Source organism: Streptomyces sp. NPDC005811 (assembly GCF_040630405.1).
In the GTDB taxonomy this organism is placed as follows: Bacteria; Actinomycetota; Actinomycetes; order Streptomycetales; family Streptomycetaceae; genus Streptomyces.
Genome location: NZ_JBEXXK010000036.1, coordinates 43182 through 64442 on the forward strand (window position 1 = coordinate 43182; position 21261 = coordinate 64442).

General features: G+C 68.5%; 14 protein-coding genes. 9 read left to right on the forward strand and 5 right to left on the reverse strand.

Annotated features, from left to right (window positions below; genetic code table 11):
* Positions 1-50 precede the first annotated feature (50 nt).
* From ABZ490_RS32810 to ABZ490_RS32820, 3 genes are all read left to right on the forward strand, one after another.
* Positions 51-3071 carry a helicase-related protein gene (locus ABZ490_RS32810; RefSeq protein WP_358998221.1) on the forward strand — a complete coding sequence of 1007 codons (3021 nt, stop codon included), beginning with the start codon at positions 51-53 and terminating at the stop codon, positions 3069-3071.
* On the forward strand, positions 3071-7183 hold the full coding sequence (locus ABZ490_RS32815; RefSeq protein ID WP_358998224.1) for a DNA methyltransferase: 4113 nt from the start codon (positions 3071-3073) through the stop codon (positions 7181-7183). Before ABZ490_RS32810 ends, ABZ490_RS32815 begins: the two co-directional genes overlap by 1 nt.
* Positions 7184-7302: 119 nt before the next feature.
* Positions 7303-8949 carry a hypothetical protein gene (locus tag ABZ490_RS32820; RefSeq protein WP_358998227.1) on the forward strand — a complete coding sequence of 549 codons (1647 nt, stop codon included), beginning with the start codon at positions 7303-7305 and terminating at the stop codon, positions 8947-8949.
* Between the two features lie 3 nt (positions 8950-8952).
* On the opposite strand, the gene ABZ490_RS32825 is transcribed toward ABZ490_RS32820, so the two are convergent.
* Together ABZ490_RS32825 and ABZ490_RS32830 are read right to left on the reverse strand one after the other, a co-directional pair.
* Positions 8953-9150, reverse strand: a complete 198-nt coding sequence (locus tag ABZ490_RS32825) for a DUF397 domain-containing protein (protein ID WP_358998230.1) — start codon at positions 9148-9150, stop codon at positions 8953-8955.
* Positions 9147-9947, reverse strand: a complete 801-nt coding sequence (locus ABZ490_RS32830) for a helix-turn-helix transcriptional regulator (protein ID WP_358998233.1) — start codon at positions 9945-9947, stop codon at positions 9147-9149. Before ABZ490_RS32830 ends, ABZ490_RS32825 begins: the two co-directional genes overlap by 4 nt.
* A gap of 172 nt (positions 9948-10119) precedes the next feature.
* Between ABZ490_RS32830 and ABZ490_RS32835 the strand changes: the two genes are divergently transcribed.
* The 5 genes from ABZ490_RS32835 (at position 10120) to ABZ490_RS32855 (ending at position 15692) form a co-directional block, all read left to right on the forward strand.
* Positions 10120-10551 carry an ATP-binding protein gene (locus ABZ490_RS32835; RefSeq protein ID WP_358998236.1) on the forward strand — a complete coding sequence of 144 codons (432 nt, stop codon included), beginning with the start codon at positions 10120-10122 and terminating at the stop codon, positions 10549-10551.
* A 101-nt stretch (positions 10552-10652) separates the two neighbouring features.
* The gene (locus ABZ490_RS32840) at positions 10653-11480 is read left to right on the forward strand and encodes a hypothetical protein (protein WP_358998239.1); all 828 of its coding nucleotides are present in this window, start codon (positions 10653-10655) and stop codon (positions 11478-11480) included.
* Entirely contained in the window at positions 11473-14658 is a 3186-nt protein-coding gene (locus tag ABZ490_RS32845; protein ID WP_358998241.1) for a DEAD/DEAH box helicase, read from the forward strand. The genes ABZ490_RS32840 and ABZ490_RS32845 overlap by 8 nt, the downstream gene beginning before the upstream one ends.
* Positions 14659-14735: 77 nt before the next feature.
* Complete coding sequence (locus tag ABZ490_RS32850) at positions 14736-15131, forward strand: hypothetical protein (RefSeq protein WP_358998244.1); 396 nt, start codon at positions 14736-14738, stop codon at positions 15129-15131.
* A gap of 51 nt (positions 15132-15182) precedes the next feature.
* Positions 15183-15692 carry a hypothetical protein gene (locus ABZ490_RS32855; RefSeq protein ID WP_358998247.1) on the forward strand — a complete coding sequence of 170 codons (510 nt, stop codon included), beginning with the start codon at positions 15183-15185 and terminating at the stop codon, positions 15690-15692.
* A gap of 19 nt (positions 15693-15711) precedes the next feature.
* On the opposite strand, the gene ABZ490_RS32860 is transcribed toward ABZ490_RS32855, so the two are convergent.
* The 3 genes from ABZ490_RS32860 to ABZ490_RS32870 are packed head-to-tail and all read right to left on the reverse strand — an operon-like array spanning position 15712 to position 18939.
* The gene (locus ABZ490_RS32860) at positions 15712-16650 is read right to left on the reverse strand and encodes a hypothetical protein (protein WP_358998250.1); all 939 of its coding nucleotides are present in this window, start codon (positions 16648-16650) and stop codon (positions 15712-15714) included.
* Between the two features lie 16 nt (positions 16651-16666).
* Positions 16667-17776, reverse strand: coding sequence for a DUF3696 domain-containing protein (locus tag ABZ490_RS32865; RefSeq protein ID WP_358998253.1), 1110 nt, complete (start codon positions 17774-17776; stop codon positions 16667-16669).
* On the reverse strand, positions 17773-18939 hold the full coding sequence (locus tag ABZ490_RS32870; RefSeq protein WP_358998255.1) for a DUF262 domain-containing protein: 1167 nt from the start codon (positions 18937-18939) through the stop codon (positions 17773-17775). Before ABZ490_RS32870 ends, ABZ490_RS32865 begins: the two co-directional genes overlap by 4 nt.
* Positions 18940-19033: 94 nt before the next feature.
* Between ABZ490_RS32870 and ABZ490_RS32875 the strand changes: the two genes are divergently transcribed.
* Complete coding sequence (locus tag ABZ490_RS32875; RefSeq protein ID WP_358998258.1) at positions 19034-21190, forward strand: UvrD-helicase domain-containing protein; 2157 nt, start codon at positions 19034-19036, stop codon at positions 21188-21190.
* The last annotated feature ends 71 nt before the right edge of the window (positions 21191-21261 follow it).

Below are 21261 nucleotides of genomic sequence, written 5' to 3' on the forward strand. Positions count from 1 at the left end.
CTCGTACACTCCACTCCTCCTTCCGTGCATTTCTCCCGAAAGGTCCGCCGATGACGTCGCCCATCACCGCGCCCGCCCAGGACGCCGGTCAGCGGTTCGCGGTCGGTTCGCTGGTGCGTGCCCGCGGCCGTGAATGGGTCGTCCTGCCCGAGTCGACGCCGGAGCTGCTGGTGCTGCGCCCGCTGGGCGGCACCGACGACGACATCGCTGGCGTCCTGACCGCCCTGGAGCCGGTGGAGCACGCCCGCTTCGCCCCGCCGAGCCCGTCGGACCTGGGTGACCAGTCGGCGGCCGGCCTGCTGCGCAGCGCCCTGCGGATCGGTTTCCGCTCCAGCGCGGGGCCGTTCCGCTCGCTGGCCGGCATCTCCGTCGAGCCCCGCCCGTACCAGCTGGTCCCGCTGCTGATGGCGCTGCGCCAGGAGACCGTGCGTCTGCTGATCGCCGACGACGTCGGCATCGGCAAGACGGTGGAGTCCGGTCTGATCGCCGCCGAGCTGCTGGCTCAGGGCGACGCGCGCGGCCTGGTGGTGCTGTGCAGTCCGGCGTTGGCCGAGCAGTGGCGGGCGGAGCTGCGCGGGAAGTTCGGCATCGACGCGGAGCTGGTGCTGGCCTCGACGATAGGGCGGCTGGAGCGCAGCCGGATGTACGGGCAGTCGGTGTTCCGCCCGGACCGCAACTACGTCGTCTCGACCGACTTCATCAAGTCTCCGCGCCACCGGGACGACTTCGTCAAGAACTGTCCCGACCTGGTGATCGTCGACGAGGCCCACACCTGTGTCGCGGACACCGGGCAGGGCGGCGGCAGGCAGCAGCGCCAGCAGCGGTACGCCCTGCTGCGCACCCTCGCCGACGACCCGAACCGTCATCTCCTGCTGGTCACGGCGACCCCGCACAGCGGCAAGGAGGAGCCGTTCCGTAATCTGCTGGGCCTGTTGGACAAGCGGCTGGAGACGCTCAGTCTGGACCGCGGGGCGGGCCGCGACCTGCTCACCCAGCACTTCGTGCAGCGCCGCCGGGCCGATATCCGGGACGACTTCCGCGACGACGCGAACTTCCCGAGCGACCGCCTCTCGGCCGAGGTCGACTACCCCCTGCACGCCGACTACCGCCGGCTCCTCGAAGAGGTCATCTCCTACGCCCGGGAGACGGTCCGCAGCGCGGACGGCGCCCTCCAGCAGCGCATCCGCTGGTGGTCCGCCCTCGCCCTGCTGCGCGCCCTCGGCTCCTCCCCGGCAGCGGTCCGCAAGACGCTGCGCACCCGGGCCGGTGTGCAGGACGCCGACTCGGTGACCGAGGCCGACGCGATCGGCGGCCGGACCGTCACGGACCCCGCCGACGACGAGTCGGCCGAGTCCGCCGACGCCGTCCCCGGCGCGCTGCTCGCCGCCGGCGACACCGACCCGGACGCGGCGACCCTGGACGAGGAGGACACGGCCAGGCTGCTGGCCCTGGCCGAGGCGGCGGGGGCACTCGCCGGTCCCGCCAAGGACCGCAAGCTGAAGCAGCTGATCGCCACGGTCAAGGAGCTGCTGGACGAGGGCTACAACCCGATCGTCTTCTGCCGTTTCATCTCCACGGCGGAGTACGTCAAGGAGCACTTGGACAGCGCCCTCAACAAAAACCGCAAGGCCAGGACGTACGCCGTCCAGGCCGTCACCGGCGAGCTCTCCCCCGACCAGCGCGTCGCCCGCATCGCGGCGCTGACGGAGGAGGACGAGGAGGGCGAGGCGCCCCCGGAGCGCCGGGTCCTCGTGGCCACCGACTGTCTCTCCGAGGGCGTGAACCTCCAGGAGAGCTTCGACGCGGTCATCCACTACGACCTCGCCTGGAACCCCACCCGCCACGAGCAGCGCGAGGGCCGCGTCGACCGTTTCGGCCAGCGCCGGGACATCGTCAAGGCGGTCACGCTGTACGGCGCGGACAACGCGATCGACGGCATCGTCCTGGACGTCCTGCTGCGCAAGCACGCCCGCATCCGCAAGGCGACCGGTATCTCCGTGCCCGTCCCGGACTCGTCCGAGAACGTGATGCAGGCGGTCCTGGAGGGCCTGATCCTGCGCGGTGAGCGGCCGGAATACGAGCAGGAGAGCCTGTTCACGGTGGAGTCGGCGGCCGGGAAGCAGACGGCCGAGCTGCACGAGGCCTGGCAGAGCGCCGCCGAGCGGGAGAAGGCCTCCCGCTCGCGGTACGCGCAGAACGCGGTGAAGAAGGACGAGGTGGCGCAGGAGGTCGCCGAGGTACGGGCGTCGCTCGGCACCGGCGAGGAGGTGCGCCGCTTCACCCGCCACGCTCTCACGGCCCTGCGCGGTGTGCCGGGCGCGCTGCGCGGCGACGCGGACGGCTTCACGATGAACTCCGAGGCCCTGCCGGCGGCCCTGCGCGACGCGTTCGACACGCTCCTCGGCCCGCGCCACCCCCGCCCGGTCGCCTTCCACGACGCCCCCACCGCCCCGCGCGGCGAGGTGGCGCTCACCCGCACCGACCCGGTGGTGGCGTCGGTCGCCCGCTTCGTCCTGGACGCGGCGCTCGACGACCAGATGCCCCAGTCGGACCGTCCGGCCCGCCGCTGCGGTGTGGTCCGTACGACAGCGGTCGCCAAACGCACCACGCTCCTCCTGGTCCGCTACCGCTTCCAGCTCACGTTGCCGGGCCGCGACGGCGTCACCCGGCAGCAACTGGCCGAGGACGCCCGGGTGCTGGCGTTCCGGGGCGGGGCGAACGCCCCCGAGTGGCTGCCGGAGGAGGAGGCCGTGGCCCTGCTGGAGGCCCGTGCTTCGGGCAACACCAAGCGTGAGTTCGCGCAGGAGCGCGTCGAGGGCATCCTCGGCTCGCTGGAATCGCTGATGCCGGTCATGGAGGAGCGCGGCGAGGAACTGGCGGCCCGTCTCCTGGACGCGCACCGTCGTGTGCGCGGCGCCTTCCGCGACGTACGCGGCATGACCGGCCCGGCCCGCCGCGGCCTGCGCGTCGACGTCCAGGGCCGCCCGGACGTGCTCGGCGTGTACCACTATCTGCCGGTCCCCGTCCTCGACAGCACGGACGGTACGACCACGAACGGGGAAGCCCGCTGATGAGCCTCGCGAAGACCATCGTCACCGACTCCGTCCTCACGGTGGGCGGTCTCCTCCCGCCGGACACGCTGACCCGCATCCGTGACGGCAAGGACGTCCCCGGCGCCCACCCCTCCGACTACGGCCTGTTCGCGGCCAACGACACGGTCCGGGACGCGGCCGAGCGCTCCTGGTCGTATCTGAAGGGCGTGTGGACGGCCTACCAGGACGCCCTGGTCAAAGACGGCGCCGACAGGAACAGGGACATCGCGGCGGTGGGCCTGACCGTCGAGCGCTGGCTGCTGCCGCTGTTCGAGCAGCTGGGCTACGGCCGCCTGCCGGACGGACCGGCCGAGGGGCTGCCGTCGGCGGACGGCGAGAAGCGGTTCGCGGTCAGCCATGTCTGGCAGGGCGTGCCGATCCATCTGACGGGCTGGAACGTCGCACTGGACGGCCGGGGCGCGATCCCTCAGCCGCTGGTGCAGGAGTACCTCAACCGCAGCGGCGATCAGGCACTGTGGGGCCTGGTCGCCAACGGCCGCCTGGTCCGCCTGCTGCGGGACTCGACGTCGATGGTCGGCTCGGCGTACGTCGAGTTCGACCTGGAGGGCATCTTCGAGGGCGACCGCTTCGCCGACTTCCTCCTCCTGTGGCGCCTCACCCACCGCTCCCGTCTCGAACCGCACAGCGAGCAGGGCCCGGCCGGCTGCTGGCTGGAGAAGTGGCGCGCGGAGGCGATCGCCAGCGGCACCCGGGCGCTGAAACAGCTCCGGCTGGGCGTCGAGAAGGCCCTGGAGACCCTGGGCAGTGGCTTCATCGCCCACCAGGCCAACACGGGGCTCCGCGAGAAGCTGTACGAGTCCGAGGTGACGGTCCGGGACATGCACCCGGCGCTGCTGCACCTCGTGTACCGCCTGCTGTTCCTGTTCGTGGCGGAGGACCGGGGCCTGCTGATCCCCGAGGACGCCCCGGCGGAGACCCGCGAGCACTACGAGAAGTACTTCTCCACGGCCCGCCTGCGCCGTACGGCCACCCGCCGCACCGGCGGCCCGCACGGCGACCAGTGGCACGCGCTGAACCTGGTCCTGAAGGGCCTCGGCACGGAGGGCGGCCGCCCGGAACTGGGCCTGCCCGGCCTCGGCGGCCTGTTCGAGCGCACGGAGGCGGACGAGGTCCTGGAGGGCCTGGAGCTGCCGAACGAGGCGCTGTTCAAGGCGATCAGGGCGCTGTCGGTCGTCATCGACCCCAAGCTCAACCGCCCGCGCCGCGTCGACTACCGCCACCTCGGCGCGGAGGAACTGGGCTCGATCTACGAGTCCCTGCTGGAGCTGGTCCCGCGCTTCAACCCGGCCGCCAACACGTTCGAGCTGCGCACGCTCGCGGGCAACGAACGCAAGACGACGGGCTCGTACTACACCCCGTCGTCGCTGATCGACTGCCTGCTGGACTCGGCCCTCGACCCGGTCATAGACGACGCGGTCAAGTCGGGCACGACCCGGGAGGAGCAGGAGGCGGCCCTGCTCCGCCTCACGGTCTGCGACCCCGCGTGCGGCTCCGGCCACTTCCTGGTGGCGGCGGCCCGGCGTATCGCCAAGCGCCTGGCGTCGGTCCGGACGGACTCGCCCGAGCCGAGCGCCGAGGACACGCGGACCGCGCTGCGGGACGTCATCGGCCGGTGCATCTACGGCGTCGACCTGAACCTCATGGCCGTGGAACTGGCCAAGGTCTCCCTGTGGATCGAGTCCCTCGAACCCGGGAAGCCGCTGAGCTTCCTCGACGCCCACGTCAAGCACGGCAACGGGCTGGTGGGCGCGACGCCGAAGCTGCTCGCGGACGGCCTTCCGGACGACGCCTTCAAGGTGATCGAGGGCGACGACAAGACCTGGGGGACCAAGCTCCGTAAGCGGAATGCCGCGGAGCGGCTCGCCTGGGAGGCGCGCAAGGAGGGCGTCCACCAAGGCGAGCTGTTCTCGTCGACGACCGCGCTGGCCGCGTCGAACGTGACGATCGCGCGCGCGGCGGCGAAGATCACGAACTCGCGGAACGATGAGTTGGAGTACGTCCACCGGCAGCGGGACGCATATCTGGAACTGACCGAAGGGCCCGACTCGGAGTACGTACGGGAGCGGGAGCTCGCGGACGCGTGGTGTGCGGCGTTCGTGTGGGAGAAGACCGAGGAGGCGCGTCCGCCGGCGCTGACCTTGCAGGGGCTGCTGGACCTGCGGGACGGGGGCTGGGCGAAGCTGCCGGAGGGGACGCGGGAGAGGGTCGCGGGCCTGCGGGAGGAGTACCGGTTCTTCCACTGGCACCTGGAGTTTCCCGAGGTGTTCTCGGTGCCGGAGGACGCGGATTTCTCCGCTGTGGGGGTGGATGGGCGGACCGGGTGGGGTGGGGGGTTCAGTTGTGTGCTGGGGAATCCGCCGTGGGAGCGAGTGAAGCTCCAGGAGCAGGAGTTCTTTGCTACTCGGAGCGAGAAGATCGCGACGGCGGCGAACAAGGCGGCTCGGGAGCGGCTGATCAAGGCGCTGGCCACGAGTGAGGAGCCTGCTGAGCGCAACCTGCTGGCGGACTTCGTCGAGGCCAAGCGCGAGGCGGAGGGTGTGAGCCACCTGCTGCGTGACTCCGGACGCTTCCCACTGGCCGGTCGGGGCGACGTGAACACGTACGCCGTGTTCGCCGAGACGGCGGCTCTGGGCATCGCGCCTCATGGCCGCTTCGGCCTGGTGCTGCCGACGGGCATCGCGACGGACGCCACGACGGCGCCGTTCTTCTCCAGTCTGGTGCGCAGTGCGCGGCTCGCGTCCTTCCTGGACTTCGAGAACGAGGCGTTCCTGCTGAGCCGGGACGTGCACCACTCGGTCCGCTTCTGCCTCCTGACGGTGGCGGGCCGCGAGGAGCGGGTACGGGAGGCGTCCTTCGCCTTCGGCACGCGTTACATGGAGGACCTGCCGAGCCGCCGCTTCGCGATGCCGCCGGAGGAGATCCTGCTGGTCAATCCCAACACGGGTACGTTGCCGGTGTTCCGGTCGCGTCGGGACGCGGAGATCACGCTGGGGATCTATCGCCGGGTGCCGGTCCTCATCAGGGAGGACGATCCGGACGGCAACCCGTGGGGGCTGTCATTCACGAGGCTGTTCCACATGTCCGACGACGCTCATCTGTTTCGCACCCGAGATCAGTTGGTGGCTGACGGTTGGACCCAGAACGGGAATGTCTTCGAGCAGGGCAGCCAGCGCTACCTGCCTCTGTACGAAGCGAAGATGCTGCACCACTACGACCACCGCCTCGGCACCTACGAGGGTCAGACCGAGGCCCAGGCCAACATGGGCACGCTGCCTCGGGTGACGCCGGAGCAGCACGACGATCCGGGGTTCGTGCCGATGCCGCGGTACTGGGTACCGGAGTTCGACGTCGACGCGGGGAAGCGGGACAGAAAGGGCAAGCCCACTTTGGAGCCCGGAGTGGCTTCGCAGTTGGCTGAACGAGGGTGGGATCACGGGTGGTTGATGGGATGGCGGGACATCGCGCGCGGCTCTGACACCCGCACCACCGTAGTCACCACGCTGCCCCCCTACGGCGCCAGCAATACGTACTACCTGATGTTCCCCAAGGGTGCCGAATTCGCAGCACTCCTCCAAGCCTGCTTCAGCGCCTTCGTCCTTGACTACGCCATCAGACAGAAGATCGTCGGCACCCACCTGACACACAACTACCTGTACCAGCTCCCCGTCCCGTTGCCCTCTGCCTTCGACCAGGTGGGCGTGGGCACTCATTGGATCGTCTGCCGAATCACTGAACTCACCTACACCGCATATGACATGGCCGACTACGCTGGCGATCTGGGCGACAACGGACCACCGTTCCACTGGGACGAGCACCGCCGAGAGCTGCTCCGCGCCGAGCTGGATGCGGCCTTCTTCCGCTTTTACGGCCTCAGCCGAGACGAAGTCGGCTACGTCATGGACACGTTCCCCGTGATCAAGCGCAAGGACGAGGCCGCCCACGGCACCTACCGCACCAAGGACCTGATCCTCGACGTCTACGACCGCATGGCCGAAGCCCAACGAACCGGCACCCCCTACCAGACACTCCTCGACCCACCCCCCGGCCAGGGCCCCCGCCACCCCGCGTAACCCGAACCACCACCCCACGCCCCGCCTGAGCACCCCCACCGGCGCGCTGCAAGCGAACCGCAGCGCGCCGTACTCGGCGTCTCCACCGCCCGTCCACGAGACCGCACAGGCAGCCGCATATGGAACCCCGTAATTACCGCATGGTCGTCTCGACCACGCAGGACTTCGTCAACGCCTCCGCCGAGGCCGACCGCCAACTGCACCACTGGTTAGGTGTGATGAAGCGGTACAACACCTCCGCCCTCGACGAGGGCCGCAACGAGATCGCCGAGGGCGTCACCCTCGACCACGACGTCACGGCGGGCCGGCACGGCTCGTACTCCCGCTGGCGTCTGCGTGAAACCAAGGACCCGGCCCAGGGCACATGGCAGTCCACCGTGGTCGTCCGGTCGGGCAGCCGCAACGACAACCGCCGTACCTGGCTCCAGGTCGACATCGAGCACCAGCCGGCCCCCGGCCAGAAACCCATCCGGGCCAACACCCCCGGCATAGCGAAACTGCTCCTCGACGCCCTCCCCACCCAAGACGGCCTGGCCGACGTCGGCACGGTCCCGAAGTTCGTCGAGCCGGACGACGTCGAAGAGGTCATCGAGGAACTCTGCGAGCCACGCCGTCGACTCCCGGTGGTCGTGGCGAGCGTCCCCTACGGGCAGGACACCGAGTCCTGGACGCAGAAGACCGTCGAACCGGCCTTCCGCCACCTCAGCGGCCTCGCCGTCATGTACGTCCTGAGACCCGAAGCGCAGCAGGCCTTCAACACCACCCTCGAGTACCACCCCGTCTTCGGTGGCGGCATCCGCACCTACCTCCCCGGTGTCGACCCGGCCTGGCGGCCCGACGCCCAGCGCCATCCGGTGATGTCCCGGACCACCATCGAGGCGAACACGAACCGTGCGGCCGGGATCCTCGCCTCCCTCCCCCAACGGCTGGCCCTGAGCCACCCGCTCCCCGACCCCCTGGACACCCTGCCCGTCCAGCGCACCCGCCCCCGCCCGGCCGCCGACGACTCCAGCCTCCACGAACTGCGCGGCGAGCTACGGACGGCCGAGGCGCTGATACAGGAGGCGGAACAGCGCGAGGAATCCCGCGCCGAGGAGATCCGTGACTTCCGTCGGCAGTTGAAGCAGGCCGAAGACCGGGACTTCGAGCAGATCGTCGAGAACGACCAGCTCTACGGCGACCTCCAGGACGCCCGCAGCAAGATCCGCTTCCTGCAGAAACGGCTGGAAGACGCCGGCGTCCACGGACTCGCCCACATCTCGCCCCCGGAAGCCGCCGACCAGCCCACCACCTTCGCCGAGATCCTGGACCGCATGGGCGAGTTCCCGCGCCTGCGTTTCACCGGCAGCGTCAAGAAGACCAAGGAACTCGACGCCCAGTGCATCGGCAACTGGGTCACCGTGGCCTGGGACGCCCTACGCGCCCTCAACGACTACGCCAAGGCCTCCGCCGCAGGTACCGCAAACGGCGACTTCCGCCACTGGTGCGACAACCTGCCGGACGCCTGCGAGAACCGCTTCCCGTCCGCCAAGGTCAAGATGAAGGAGTCCGAGACGGTCGGGAACAACACGAAGTGGCGTCGCCAACGCACGTTCCCCGTACCGAAGGCCGTCGACCCGGACGAGAAGCTCTTCATGCAGGCCCATCTCCGCATCGGCGGAGGCAACACGGTGTCGCCCAGGCTGTACTTCCACGACGACGGCCCCGGCACGGGTTTCGTCTACGTCGGGTACATCGGCCCGCACCCCGACAACACGCAGACCTGACCGTCAGCGTGTGACGGCGAACCGTACGAACGAAGTCCACTCCAAGGCACCGAAGGCCAGTTGGGCACGGGTGGGTGCCTTGGAGTCACGGACGTGGATGGTGCCGGGCCTTGCGGCGGCTTCCAGGCATTCGCCGCCTTCGGCTCCGCTGTAACTGCTCTTGAACCAGGCGAGTTCGGACGAGGTCGTGTCTGTGCTCATCGCTCTCCCAACAGTTCTTGCATCAGGGCGAGGGACTCACGCGGGGTGAGGGCCTGCCCACGAATGCTTCCGTAGCGCGCGGCCAGGATACGCACTTCCTCGGGATCGGTGATCAACTGGCCAACTCCCTGCACCTCCAGGTAGCCGACCTGCGGCTTCCCCTTGGGCGTGAGCAGGATGAACGGCCCGTCCACCCCGGAGTTCTCCTCGCAGTCCAGCGGCAGCACTTGCAGGGTGATGTTGCGCATCCGCCCGAGCTTCAGCAGGTGCTCCAACTGCCCCTGTCGCACCTTGTGCCCTCCGAGTTTCCGCCGCAGCACGGACTCGTCGATGACCGCCGTGACCATGGGTGGTGGCCACCGCGTCAGGATCTCCTGCCGCGCCAGCCGCGAGACCACCCGCTGTTCGATGGTCTCCTCGGACAGCAGCGGCTGTCGACCGTTCAGCAGGGTCCGGATGAAGTCCTCGGTCTGCAACAACCCGGGCGGTGCAAGAGTGCTGTAGAAGTTGATCTCGACCGCGCTCGACTCCAGCCGCGCATAATCCTTGAACCACGCCGGATGCCGAACCCTGGCCTTCGCCTTGGCCTTCTCGATGTCCTCGATCGTTGCCTTCAACAACCCACCCGCGTCGAGCAGTTCATCCGCCGCCACCAGGAACTCCCCCTGCGGCGTCCGCCTCCCCCGCTCCAGCGAGGAGACCAGATCCTCGCTGTACCCCAACCGGTCCCCCACCTCCTTCTGCGTGAACCCGGCCCGCTCCCGCAGCAGCTTCACCTGCTTGCCGACCGCCCGCATCAGGTCACCGCTCAGCTCACCCTCGTCGTACGACTCTGCACCTCGGACACCCACTACCCCCTGTCAGGTCACGGCCGACACCGGTACAGCACACCGTCTATACCGGTACGCACACCCTCCGTACCGGCGGATTCGCTGATCAGCGTAGAGCGCCCCGACCACACTCGGTGACATGAAGTCACAAATCTCCACCCTCCACTTCACCCAGCTCCTCAGCGCCACCCCCCGAGGCGCCCGCCTGGCCCGCCTGCTGACGACGAACCAGCTCAAGGAATGGGGCTGGCCCCCTTCCTGCACGGCAAGCGAGTCCGCCGCCCTGGTGGTCGCCGAGCTGGCGGCGAACGCGGTCACGCATGCCCGCGTGAGAGGCCGCAGCTTCCGCCTGTCCCTCACCATCGACGCCCCGGACACGCTCCGTGTCGAAGTGGCCGATCCTCGAGGCGACCGCCCACCCCAACCCCGTACGGCCAACGCTGCCGCCTTCGACCTCACCGCCGAATCGGGTCGCGGCCTGCTTCTCGTGACGGCTCTCGCCACCACCTGGGGCACAGCCCCCTACCCGCCCTCCGGCAAGACCGTCTGGGCATGTCTTTCACTCTCCTGACGGCGAATACGAGACAGTCCGTCCACAGGTGAACACGGGGCGTGGACAACCCCTCGGGAGGTGGAGAGAATTCCGATCACTTTGGGGGAAGGAAACAACACGTGGGGGAGAACAGCGCCGTCGGCGGCGCCTTACCGCGCATCCCGGGCGGGATCGAGGTGTACGCCGGCGAGGACGGGGCCGTGACATGGAGCGGTGTCGAACTGACGACCGACGTGATGCGGGAGTTACAGGCCGGCCCCTGGGCCGAGCGGGCCGGCGACCTGGCCGCCACCCGCGACATCGTCACCGAGTTACGGTCCCTGGCCACGACGGACATGGAGACCGCCTTCATCGGCACGCTCCTCGCGACGGAGCCGGAGCCGAAGGACTGGCAGTACGGCGAGGCCCTCGCCGAGGTGCTGTTGGAGCACTGGCACGGGGCGGTGTGGCTGTGGGACGGCGCCCGGGACCGGCGGACCCGCAAGGCCAGTCTGCCGGGCGCCGACCTGGTCGGACTATGCGTGGCGGACGGCTCGGCCACCCTGCTGTTCGGCGAAGTCAAGTCCTCGTCGGAAGCGAAGAGTCCGCCGCAGGTCGTGACCGGTCGCCCGGACGGCATGATCGAGCAGCTCAAGCGGCTCACCCAGATCAACGACCACATGACGCTCCTGAAGTGGCTGCGGCACCGCTGCCGGACCGAGGAGCACATCAGCGCCTACCAGACCGCCGCCCGTCGTTTCATCGGCTCCGCGGGCAAGGACTTCCGTCTCTTCGGGTGCCTGGTCCGGGACACCGCGCCCTTGGCGACGGATCTCAGCGGTCCCGCCGCCGAGCTCGCCAAGACGGTCGTGGAGCCGATGCACGCCCTGCTGACGGCCTGGTACCTGCCCATCGCCAAGGCCACCTGGCCCACGCACGCCTCCGCGGGGGTGGGTGACGGTGGCTGACCTCGGCTGGCTGGAAGGCGCCCTCGACCCCGGGCTCGTACAGGAGGCCGGGGAGCGGGCGCAGCGCGTGCTCATCGGGTCCGCCCTGCGCGCCGTGCACGGGGAGGTGCCGGAGGGATCCCCGCACAGCCGTGAGGCGGTCGACTTCGCGGTGGACGCGCTGGACCTGCTGGCGTGGGACGCGATCGCGAAGGATCCGAAGGCGGAGTCCACGCGACGCCTGTGCGCGCAGATGTTCGCCCTGGCGCGGGCCCGGCTGCCGCAGGCCGACTCTCCCGAGGCACGGCTCGAACTGCTGCGTACGGCCTGCCTGGGCTGGATCGCCGACGAGACCCCGCTCGCGGCCCGGCTGCTCGCGGACGTCGAGCTGCCCTCCGTACCGGATCCGGAGGAGGACTGGGAGTCCCGCATCCGGCGCGGGGCGGCCGACACGTGGCTGCTGCTGCTCCGCAAGCGCGGGTGGGACGACCTCGACGCGCTGGACCATCTCGTGGCACGGCTGAGGAGCGAGCAGAACGGCGCGGAGGAGGCGTACCTCTCGGCGGCCGGTGACGACGCCCGGCCCGCCGCCTGGGCGCTGGCGGCCCACTACCACCTGCTGAAGACGGCGGAGCTGCTCGCCGAGTACCTGGCGACCGGCAGCCTCCTGCGTGAGAATCGGCCCAGCCGCCACTACGGGGTGCGCGAGCGCGTGCAGTCGCACTGCGACCGTGCCCTGGAGGCGGCCACCGCCTCCGCCGATCCCGATCTCGAAGTGCTGGTACGGCTGCTGACCGCCACGGCGGACCAGATCATCGACAACAGTCTGTGGACGGTGGCCCGCGCGGTCAGCCCGGAGGTGAACGCCTTCGTCGCCTCCCTCGTCGACCGGGGCCGGCCACGCCCGATCTTCGAGGTGCTGCCCCCGCAGCGGATCGCCCTCGCCGAGCAGGGCCTGATCCGGACGGCGCACCGGAGTGTCGTGGTCAGCCTGCCGACCAGCGCGGGCAAGACGCTGATCGCGCAGTTCCGGATCCTCCAGGCACTCAACGCGTACGACAAGCAGCGGGGCTGGGTCGCGTACGTCGCCCCGAACCGGGCGCTCGTCAACCAGGTGACCCGTCGTCTGCGCCGCGACTTCGCCGATCTCGGCATCGGGGTGGAACGGGTCAGTCCCGCCCTGGAGTTCGACGGTTTGGAAGAAGACATGCTCACCGACCGAGGTGAGCGGCAGTTCCGCGTGTTGGTGTCCACGCCCGAGAAACTGGATCTGCTGCTGCGGTCGGGCTGGCAGGAGAAGATCGCCCGTCCGCTGTGTCTCGTCGTGGCCGACGAGGCGCACCATCTGGGGGTCGACGAGCGCGGGATCAAACTGGAGCTGCTGCTGGCGACCGTCAACCGGGAGGCACAGGACGCGGGGTTCCTGCTGCTGACGCCCTTCATCGACAACGGGGACGTCATCGCCGAGTGGCTGGACAGTGGGAGCCGGCAGTCGGTCGGGCTGTCCGTGGACTGGACACCGAACGACCGCATCCTGGCACTGGCCCGGCGCAGGCACGCCGGGGGCAACGGCGGCTTCCAGGTGGAGCTGGAGACCCTGGTCACCAGCCGGGGGACGCTCAGCGTCCCCGATCTGCTGCCCCTGGACGGAAACCGGCCCCTTCGCATGACCTGGTCACAGGCCGGCCAACCGACCAAGCTCGCAGCTGCCACCGCGGCGGTCCTGGCCCAACGGGGGCAGACCATCACTCTCGCCGGGCGGCCCGACTACGCCTGGACGATCGCCAAGAGCATCGCGAGCGGCCGGGCGGACCTGACGGAGGTGAGCGAGGACCTGCGAGCCGTACAGGAGGTCGTGACGGAGGAGTTCGGGGCGGGCTTCCCGCTGGTGGGGCTGCTCGCCAAGGGAGTCGGCATCCATCACCGAGGTCTGCCGGAGGACATCCGTACGGTCACGGAGTTCCTGATGGAGTCCGGTGACCTGACCCACCTCGTGGCCACGACAACCGTCGCCGCAGGGGTCAACTTCCCCGTGGCGAACGTCGTCCTGGCGTCCCATCAGTACCCGTACGGCAAGGACATGCCCGCCTCCGACTTCTGGAACCTGGCAGGCCGGGCGGGCCGGGTGGAGCAGGGCGAGGTCGGCCTGATCGCCCTGGCCGCGCCGGACGAGGTACGGGCCGGGCAGCTGCGCGACTTCGTCGACCGTCGGGTGGCGGACCTGAACTCGACCCTCGTCGATATGGTGGCCAAGGCCCTCGCCACTCATGGTTACCTCGACCTGCACGTCCTCGCCCACATCCCGGAATGGTCCGCCTTCGTGCAGTACCTGGCCCACACCTACCGGCAGATCGGGAACCACGAGGAGTTCGCCGAGGAGATCGAGCAGGTCCTCCGCGGCACGCTGGGTTTCCAGGACCTGCGGCGCAGGGACCGCGGCTGGGCGGCGGAACTGACACGCAGCGTGCGGGTGTACGCCGAGCGGCTGACCGGCAAGGCACTCACTCTGGTCGACAGCACGGGCTTCTCCTGGGAGAGCGTCGAGGCCACGCTCGGCAGGCTGAGCGCCACGCGGATCAACCGGGAGGTGTGGGAGCAGCCTCTCTTTCAGGGCGACCGGCGGCCCCTGGCCCAGCTCATCGGCCTCATGCTGGAGGTGCCCGAGCTTCGCAAGGGCCTGACCGAAGTCGCCAAGGAGCACGAAGGACGCAGCGGGGACTTCATCGCCCGGGTCATGCAGGACTGGGTGAACGGGGCTTCCGTCACACAGCTGGCCGCCGACCACTTCAAGAAGGCCGGTGAGTCCGACAACCTCAAGGCGATCACCAAGTGCTGCCAGCGCCTCTTCGGCGACATGGCTCCCACCGTCTCCTGGGGCTTGTCGGCCCTCCAGTCCCTGACACTCGGCCAGGAGTTCGCGTCACTGCCTCCGGGCGCGCAACGCGAACTGCGCAACATCCCGTCGTACGCGTTCTACGGCGTCCGCTCCGAAGACGCGATCGCGATGCGGCTCGCAGGCGTCCCGCGCTCGGCGGCCACCCGCATGGCCGCGGCAACCACCGGCCCGTCGGGCCCCACCACCCCCGCCAGGGCCCGCACCCGCCTCGCCGCCCTTCCCGACTCCGTATGGCAGTCGGCCCTGGGCTCGAAGGGTGCGGCCTACCGGAAGGTGTGGCAGATCCTCGACGGGGTGCAGTGACCCGGTCGGCGCGAGATAACTCGCGGTCACACCGGCGAAGCTTGACGCGCGAGCAAGCTTGAGTACTAATAGTTGCTATGCCAGCTATTGAGCTCGATCGGGACACGTACGGCAAGGTCGTCTTCGCCGCCCGCGTCATGGGCTGCACCCCTTCCGAGGTGGTCGGGCGGCTGGTCGAGTCCTGGAGTACGGAAGAAGAAGCGGCCGGTGAGGCGGACGGCGTGCGCGTCTACGCCGTGTACCGGAGCGAACGCGTCGAGGGGCTCTTCGATCCGGCCACCCGCACACTGGCGGTCGCCACCGGACCCCTGTCCGGCCGGGCCTTCCCCTCCCCGAGTGCCGCCGCCATGGCGGTGATCCAGGCCCTCAACCCGGACCGGACCACCCCGAACGCCAACGGGTGGTCGTTCTGGCACGTGACCCGAACCGGTGAGGAGCTGAAGTCGCTCCGCAGGCGGACCAGCACCATGTGACCGGCCCGCACCCGCACACCGAACCGCCTCCGACGCAAGGACCGGCACTCCATGGCCCCCTCGCACTCCCCCGCCACCCACCTCCTGATCATCAGCGACCGAAAGCCCCTCACCTGGGTCCTCGAGAACCAGCGCATGGCCTTCCCCGCCGGCCGCACCCGCGCATCGCTCAGCCTGGACAAGGGCGACGAGGTGCTCCTCTACACAACACGCGGCTGCTTCGGCAATCCCACCCGCGACCTGGGCCGCGTCATCGGCCTCGCCACGCTCACCAGCAAGGTGAGCACGCTCGACGAGGCGGTGACGTTCGGGGAACGCCGGTTCACGGAGGGCTGCAGCCTGCGCGTCCATGGGCTGACACCCTTCAGGGAAGGAGTCGTGCTGCGGGACCTGGTGAACGACCTTCAGGTCTTCCCTGACCCCCACTCCTGGAGCGTCCGTATGCGCCGAGCCTCGCTGCGGCTGCCCGAACCGGACGCCGCGCTGGTCAAGCGCGAACTGCAGCCCCTGCTCAAGCCCTACAGCGTGGTCGTCGGCGAGTACACCCTTCAACGGCCGTGAGCCGTGCCCCGCCTCGGCTCTACGTGTCGAGGTGGTCCACGAAGATGCCGATCAGTACGCGGCCGCCAAGACGCTGCTCCGGCAGGCTGAAGTGCACCCGGTTGCGGTGACCTTCCTTCTTGGCATGCCACTCGCAGCGGTAGGTCTCCCCGTCGTACGTGACGTCCCGCTGCCGCATGACCTTCTTGTTCTTGTGTGTCTTGGGGCTTTCCGGTGACAGTGTGAGCCCGTGCTGCCCCAGTTCGGCCTGGACGTCGTTGGGCTTGCCCCCGTGCTTGCGCACAGCATCCGCGAAGTGGTCCTGCACCACGGACAGAACATCCACAACCCAGTCCCGCATCTCCTTGTACGTCCCGTCGAACTTGCGGAAGGAGAGCGAGTCGACGAGGACCAGCCCCGGGAACGCCTCCCGGGCGCGGTCGAGGAAGTCCGGTTCCGTAACGTCCTCACGGTGAAAGAGCGACCGCCAGAACTCCGTCAGGGCAGCGGGCTCGGCAAGGAAGAACACCTTTACTGCTGCCGGTTCTCCGCTCTCGCCGTCCACCGCGGAGACTGGCTGCCAACCACGCCTGTGGGCGACGGGAAAGACCACGCACGCAGTGTGGTGGCCCTGCCGGGTGCGACACCACGCATAGCCCAGGGACCCGGCCGGCCCCTCGTCCTCTCCTCCCACTTCGACACGGTCAGGCCGCCCGGACAGTCCCGTGTCCCAGGACGGGCTCTTGTCCATCAACTTGACCGTTCTCAGCCGTGCATCACGGCCCGCCCTCGGCGTTCCGTTTTCGTACAGGACGTCGTACAGCTTGCTTTCGTCCGCGCAGTCCACCTCGTACCACGACGGCGAGCGGGCGACCTTGTGGTCCTCCTGTAACTCCTCCAGGGAGTCGTTGAAGTCGTCGAGCAGATCCGTGAGCTGTTGCTCCGTCAGGTTCCGGAAGTCGAAGGAGGTCTCGTCCACGACGAACCGGTACGGCTCACCGTCCCCTGCGCCTGGCACGCGCCAGCCTCCCCAGGTCTCGCTCGATCTGATCGAAGAAGCCTTGAGGCCAGTCCGTCAACTCACCGCTCCCAGTGAACTCGATCGGAACCGAGCCGACCCCGTCCGCACCGAAATAGTGGACGATGGCGGCCTCCGGAGCCAGCCCACGCTCCTCCGCGACGGCGAGCCTGGCGCCGTTGAGCACATGGTCACTGTGAGTCTCCATGATCACCTGAACTCCGGTGCCCGCCACTCGGGCCAGGAACCTTCCCAGCTTGGACTGGCCCCCCGGGTGCAGATGCGCCTCCGGGTTCTCCACGATCAGCAGATCGCCGGGCCGGGCCAGCAGACCTGCGACGATCACCGGCAGGGCATAGGAGAATCCGAAGCCCATGTTGGTGGGACGGATCGGCTCACTCAGCAGGCCCGGCTCCTGGAACCGGATGGTGCTCGCGGTGATGCCCGGCGGCCACTGCGCGGTGATCTTTATGGGGCGGATGATGTCGGAGGTCCACATCTCGACCTGAGTGCGCAGGATGGTGACGCCGTGGGTTGCTTCGGTGTCCGGGTGCAGGAGCGCCTCGGGAACCTGCTCGCTCTCGCGGAGGGCGAGGACCTGAGCCGTGTACTCGCCCTGCACGCCCACGCCGATCGCGTTCGGATGTTCGGCGGACACACCGAGTTGATCCCTCGGACCGAGTCGCTCGGCGCAGAGGTACGTGAACTCACTGCCCCACCCGTGCAGTTCCGGCAGAACGACCCCGGGGTCGGACACCTCGAGGTAGAGGGCCTGCTCGTCCGGTACCTCGAACCGATGCGCGACGGACGCACCGTCATCGTTGTCAAGGTGGATCTCAATAACGGAGTCGGGCGCGTCCGGATGCAGCACCTCATGCGCTTCGCCCAGCGCCAGCCCGTACGGCCCGTTGAGCTGCACCACACTGCTGTTGCTGTGCGCATCCGCCAGCTGCCGGGCCAGCAGCAGAGCTTGGATGGCCGTGCTCTTGCCCGTGCCGTTGAGGCCGGTGAGCACGGTGAGCGGACGGAGCTCGAACGACGCGTCAGCGAAGCGTTTGAAGTGGCGAATGCCCAGAGAAGTGATCACTTACCGGCCTCCGCCGCCTTCGCCGTGGCGTCGAAGCGGTAGATGACACGCCTGGTGTCACCGGTGGACGACGTGATGGCATCCAAGTAGGAGATGTCACGCGACATCAGCCTGCGGGCCTTTGCCACGATCGCGTCCTTGCGGCGTTCCAGATCCTTGGCTTCGTAGCGGGCGAGGGTGAGAGCCCAGGTTTCGAAGAGCGGACGGTTGATCGGGTTCCGCCAGGAGACGCCCTCAGGCCACTTCCGAAACGCATGGTCCCCGAAAACCAGACGTGAGTTCGTCATGCCCTTGGCGAAGTCATCCATCAGACGAGATTTCTCGTCGTCATCGACCTTTTCATCCGAATCCAGGAGACGGGTCGCCTCTTGCAGGAATGGATCCATGGCACCCTCTTCCAGATATCCGTCCACACCCATCAGCCAGAACGCCGCGAAGCGCAGAGCCATTTCCCGGTCGTTCATTCGGATGTGATCACGCATGCCTGTCGCCTCGTAGAAGGCGTCTGTCGCAGTCATCGCCTTGAGGATGCCCCGGCTTCGGTCGCGGCTCATGCAGTGCCGGATCTCCTGCGCGTTGAGCGGAGTACCCAGAGTGTTGATCCGCCGGAAAATGTCGTACATGACCTCCGGCGGGGTCGTGGGATCGATCACGTGGGCCATGATCTGGGCGTTGTTGATACGCCGCTTCCACGGGGCGGGAAGCTCGTCGAAGCGCTTCCCCTCCACCACGCTGTCCAGGTATTCGAGGCCCTTCAAGGCAAAGCCCGACTTGTCTCCTCCGCGGACGAAGTCATGGATGGTCGAAAGGCGTTGCAGGCCGTCCACCACACGCAGGAGTCCGTCCGCGTCCTCCGCGAAGTAGAACGCCGGAAGGGGAATCTGCAGCAAGACGGACTCGATGAGCTGAGACTTCTGCACGAGCTTCCAGACGCGCCCCCTCTGAAAATCCGGGGCCAGCTCCAGCGAATCGTCGTCGATCATGTCCAGCGCGTTGCGCAGCGAGAACTGTTTCGTATTGACCCGGATCTGCTCCGGATTCCACGGCCTGGCGATCTCGGGTGTGGTGTCCTCCGCCTCGGTCTCGGCCTCCACATCCGTGCCGTCGTCGAGGAAGTACTCCTCTCGGGCCGCCTGCGCCTTCTGGATCTCCGGGGTGGTCATGAGGAGATCGTAGCCGTGACCCACGGTGGCGGGACGGTCCCGGGACTCGCTGAGTAGGGTGTATCGCATCGCGCCGCGTGGGGAGGACGGTCCGTTGCCGCAGCTGGCTTTCGCCAACACCTTCTGGGACAAGTACGAGCAGTTGGAGAAGCCGGTCCGCGCGGGCGTGCGCAAGGCGATGGCGAAGTTCCAGCAGCTCACCGTCGCCGAACTCCACGCCGACAAGGGGCTTCACCTCGAATCCGTGGAGAAGGCCGCCGACCGGCGGATGCGAACCATCAGGATCACCGACTTCTGGCGTGGTGTGGTCCTCGCTCCCGACGACGGGGGAGACACCTTCCTGCTGGTCAATGTGGTACCGCATGACAAGGCCTATGAATGGGCCGCCAAGCGGCTCTACACCGTGAACAGTGCCACCCGTGGCCTCGAAGTGCGCAACGTCGTCGCCATCGAGCAGCTCACTCCCGTACTGGAGCAGTCGGCGGCGAAGGCGCCCGCCCGCCTCTTCGACGGCTTCACGGACGCGTGCCTGGAGCGGTTGGGGATCGACGAAGGAACCCGGCGGGCAGCTCGGACCATCCTCGACACACCGCAGTTGGAGGCGTTCGCCTCGCTGTTCCCGGAGGACCAGTTCGAGGTTCTCCAGTTCCTTGCCGAGGGGTTCGACAAGGACACGGTGTGGCGGGAGGTCGTGGCCCTGCGCCGGCCCGCGGATCCGGGGCCGTACGACCCCGACGACCTGACGTCCGCCATGGCCAACACCAGCAGCCGTATCACCGTCGTCACCGGTGCCGAGGAGTTGGAGGAGATCCTCACCAAGCCGTTCGCGGCCTGGCGCATCTTCCTCCATCCCGCACAGCGCCGGGTCGCCTACCGTGCGACGTTCGGCGGCCCCGCCCAGGTCAGTGGTGGTCCCGGCACGGGCAAGACGGTGGTCGCCCTGCACCGGGTGAAGCACCTCCTCGCGCGGTCGCCGCACGGCGGCAGAATCCTGCTCACCACATATACGACAGCACTCGCCAAGTCGCTGCGTGAGAACCTCGCTCTGCTGCTGGAGGACGACACGCTTCTGAGGCGCGTCGATGTCACCACGGTCGACGCGCTGGCCAGGGACGTCGTGCGACGCCGACGAGGCTCCGTACCGAGGCTCTGTGACGACGCGGACGAACGGTTCCGGTGGAGGAAGATCCGTCAGAAGCTGGATCTCGAGTGGAGTGAGCAGTTCCTTTCGCAGGAGTACCGGCACGTCGTACTGGCCCAGTCGATCTTCGCGGAGGACGAGTATCTGAGGGCCGTACGTCGTGGCCGAGGGTCCGCCCTGTCGCCGGTCAAGCGTGTTCTCGTATGGCAGGCCATGCAGATGTTCGAGCAGGGGCTCCGCAAAGACGGCAAGTGCACGTATCTGCAGTTGTGCGCGGAAGCAGGGCGGCTCCTCAGCGAGTCCGCTGCGGGCGATCCCCTTCCCTATGCGCACGTCGTGGTCGACGAGGCCCAGGACCTCCACCCCGTTCAGTGGCGTGTGCTGCGCGGAGCAGTCGCCCCCGGAGCGGACGATCTCTTCATCACCGGCGACCCGCATCAGCGGATCTACGACTCGAGGGTCTCGCTCGGCTCGCTCGGCATCTCCGTCGCCGGGCGTTCGAGTCGACTGCGCATCAACTACCGCAGCACGGAGGAGATCCTGCGCTGGGCGGCACGGCTGATGGAGAACGAGCCAGTGGAGTCGCTGGCGGGCGACGGACTGGATTCGTTGTCGGGCTATCGCTCCCTCCTGCACGGTCGCCGCCCCAGCCTCGCTGAATTCGACGCGGAGGAGAACGAACTGGCCATGGTCGTCGAGCGGGTCCGTGACTGGGTGGCGGGAGGAATAGCACCGGCGGAGATCGCGGTGACCGCTCGTTTCCATCAGACGCTGGACAAGGCCAAGGCACGGCTGGAGCGGGCCGGGCTTCCCGCGGTCCTGGTCAAGGACGGGCCGAAGCAGCAGGACTCCGGGGTTCGGCTCGCCACGCTGCATGCCATGAAAGGCCTGGAGTTCAGGTGTGTGACAGTGGTCGGTGTGACCGCAGGCGCTTTTCCTTTCCCGCCCGCGGTCACTCCTGCCGAGGCGGACCAGTTGCAGCACCAGTCGGACATGCTGTCGGAGCGCTGCCTGCTGTTCGTGGCCTGCACTCGCGCGAGGGAGGAGCTGTACGTGTCCTACAGCGGGACGGGAAGCCGCTTCCTGCTTTCTGGTGTCCGAGGCGCGTGAGCCGCACGGAAGGAGCTTCCCCGTTCCACTCCGAATTCCAGGAAGGCGGGTGCCGATGAGTCATCGGCTGT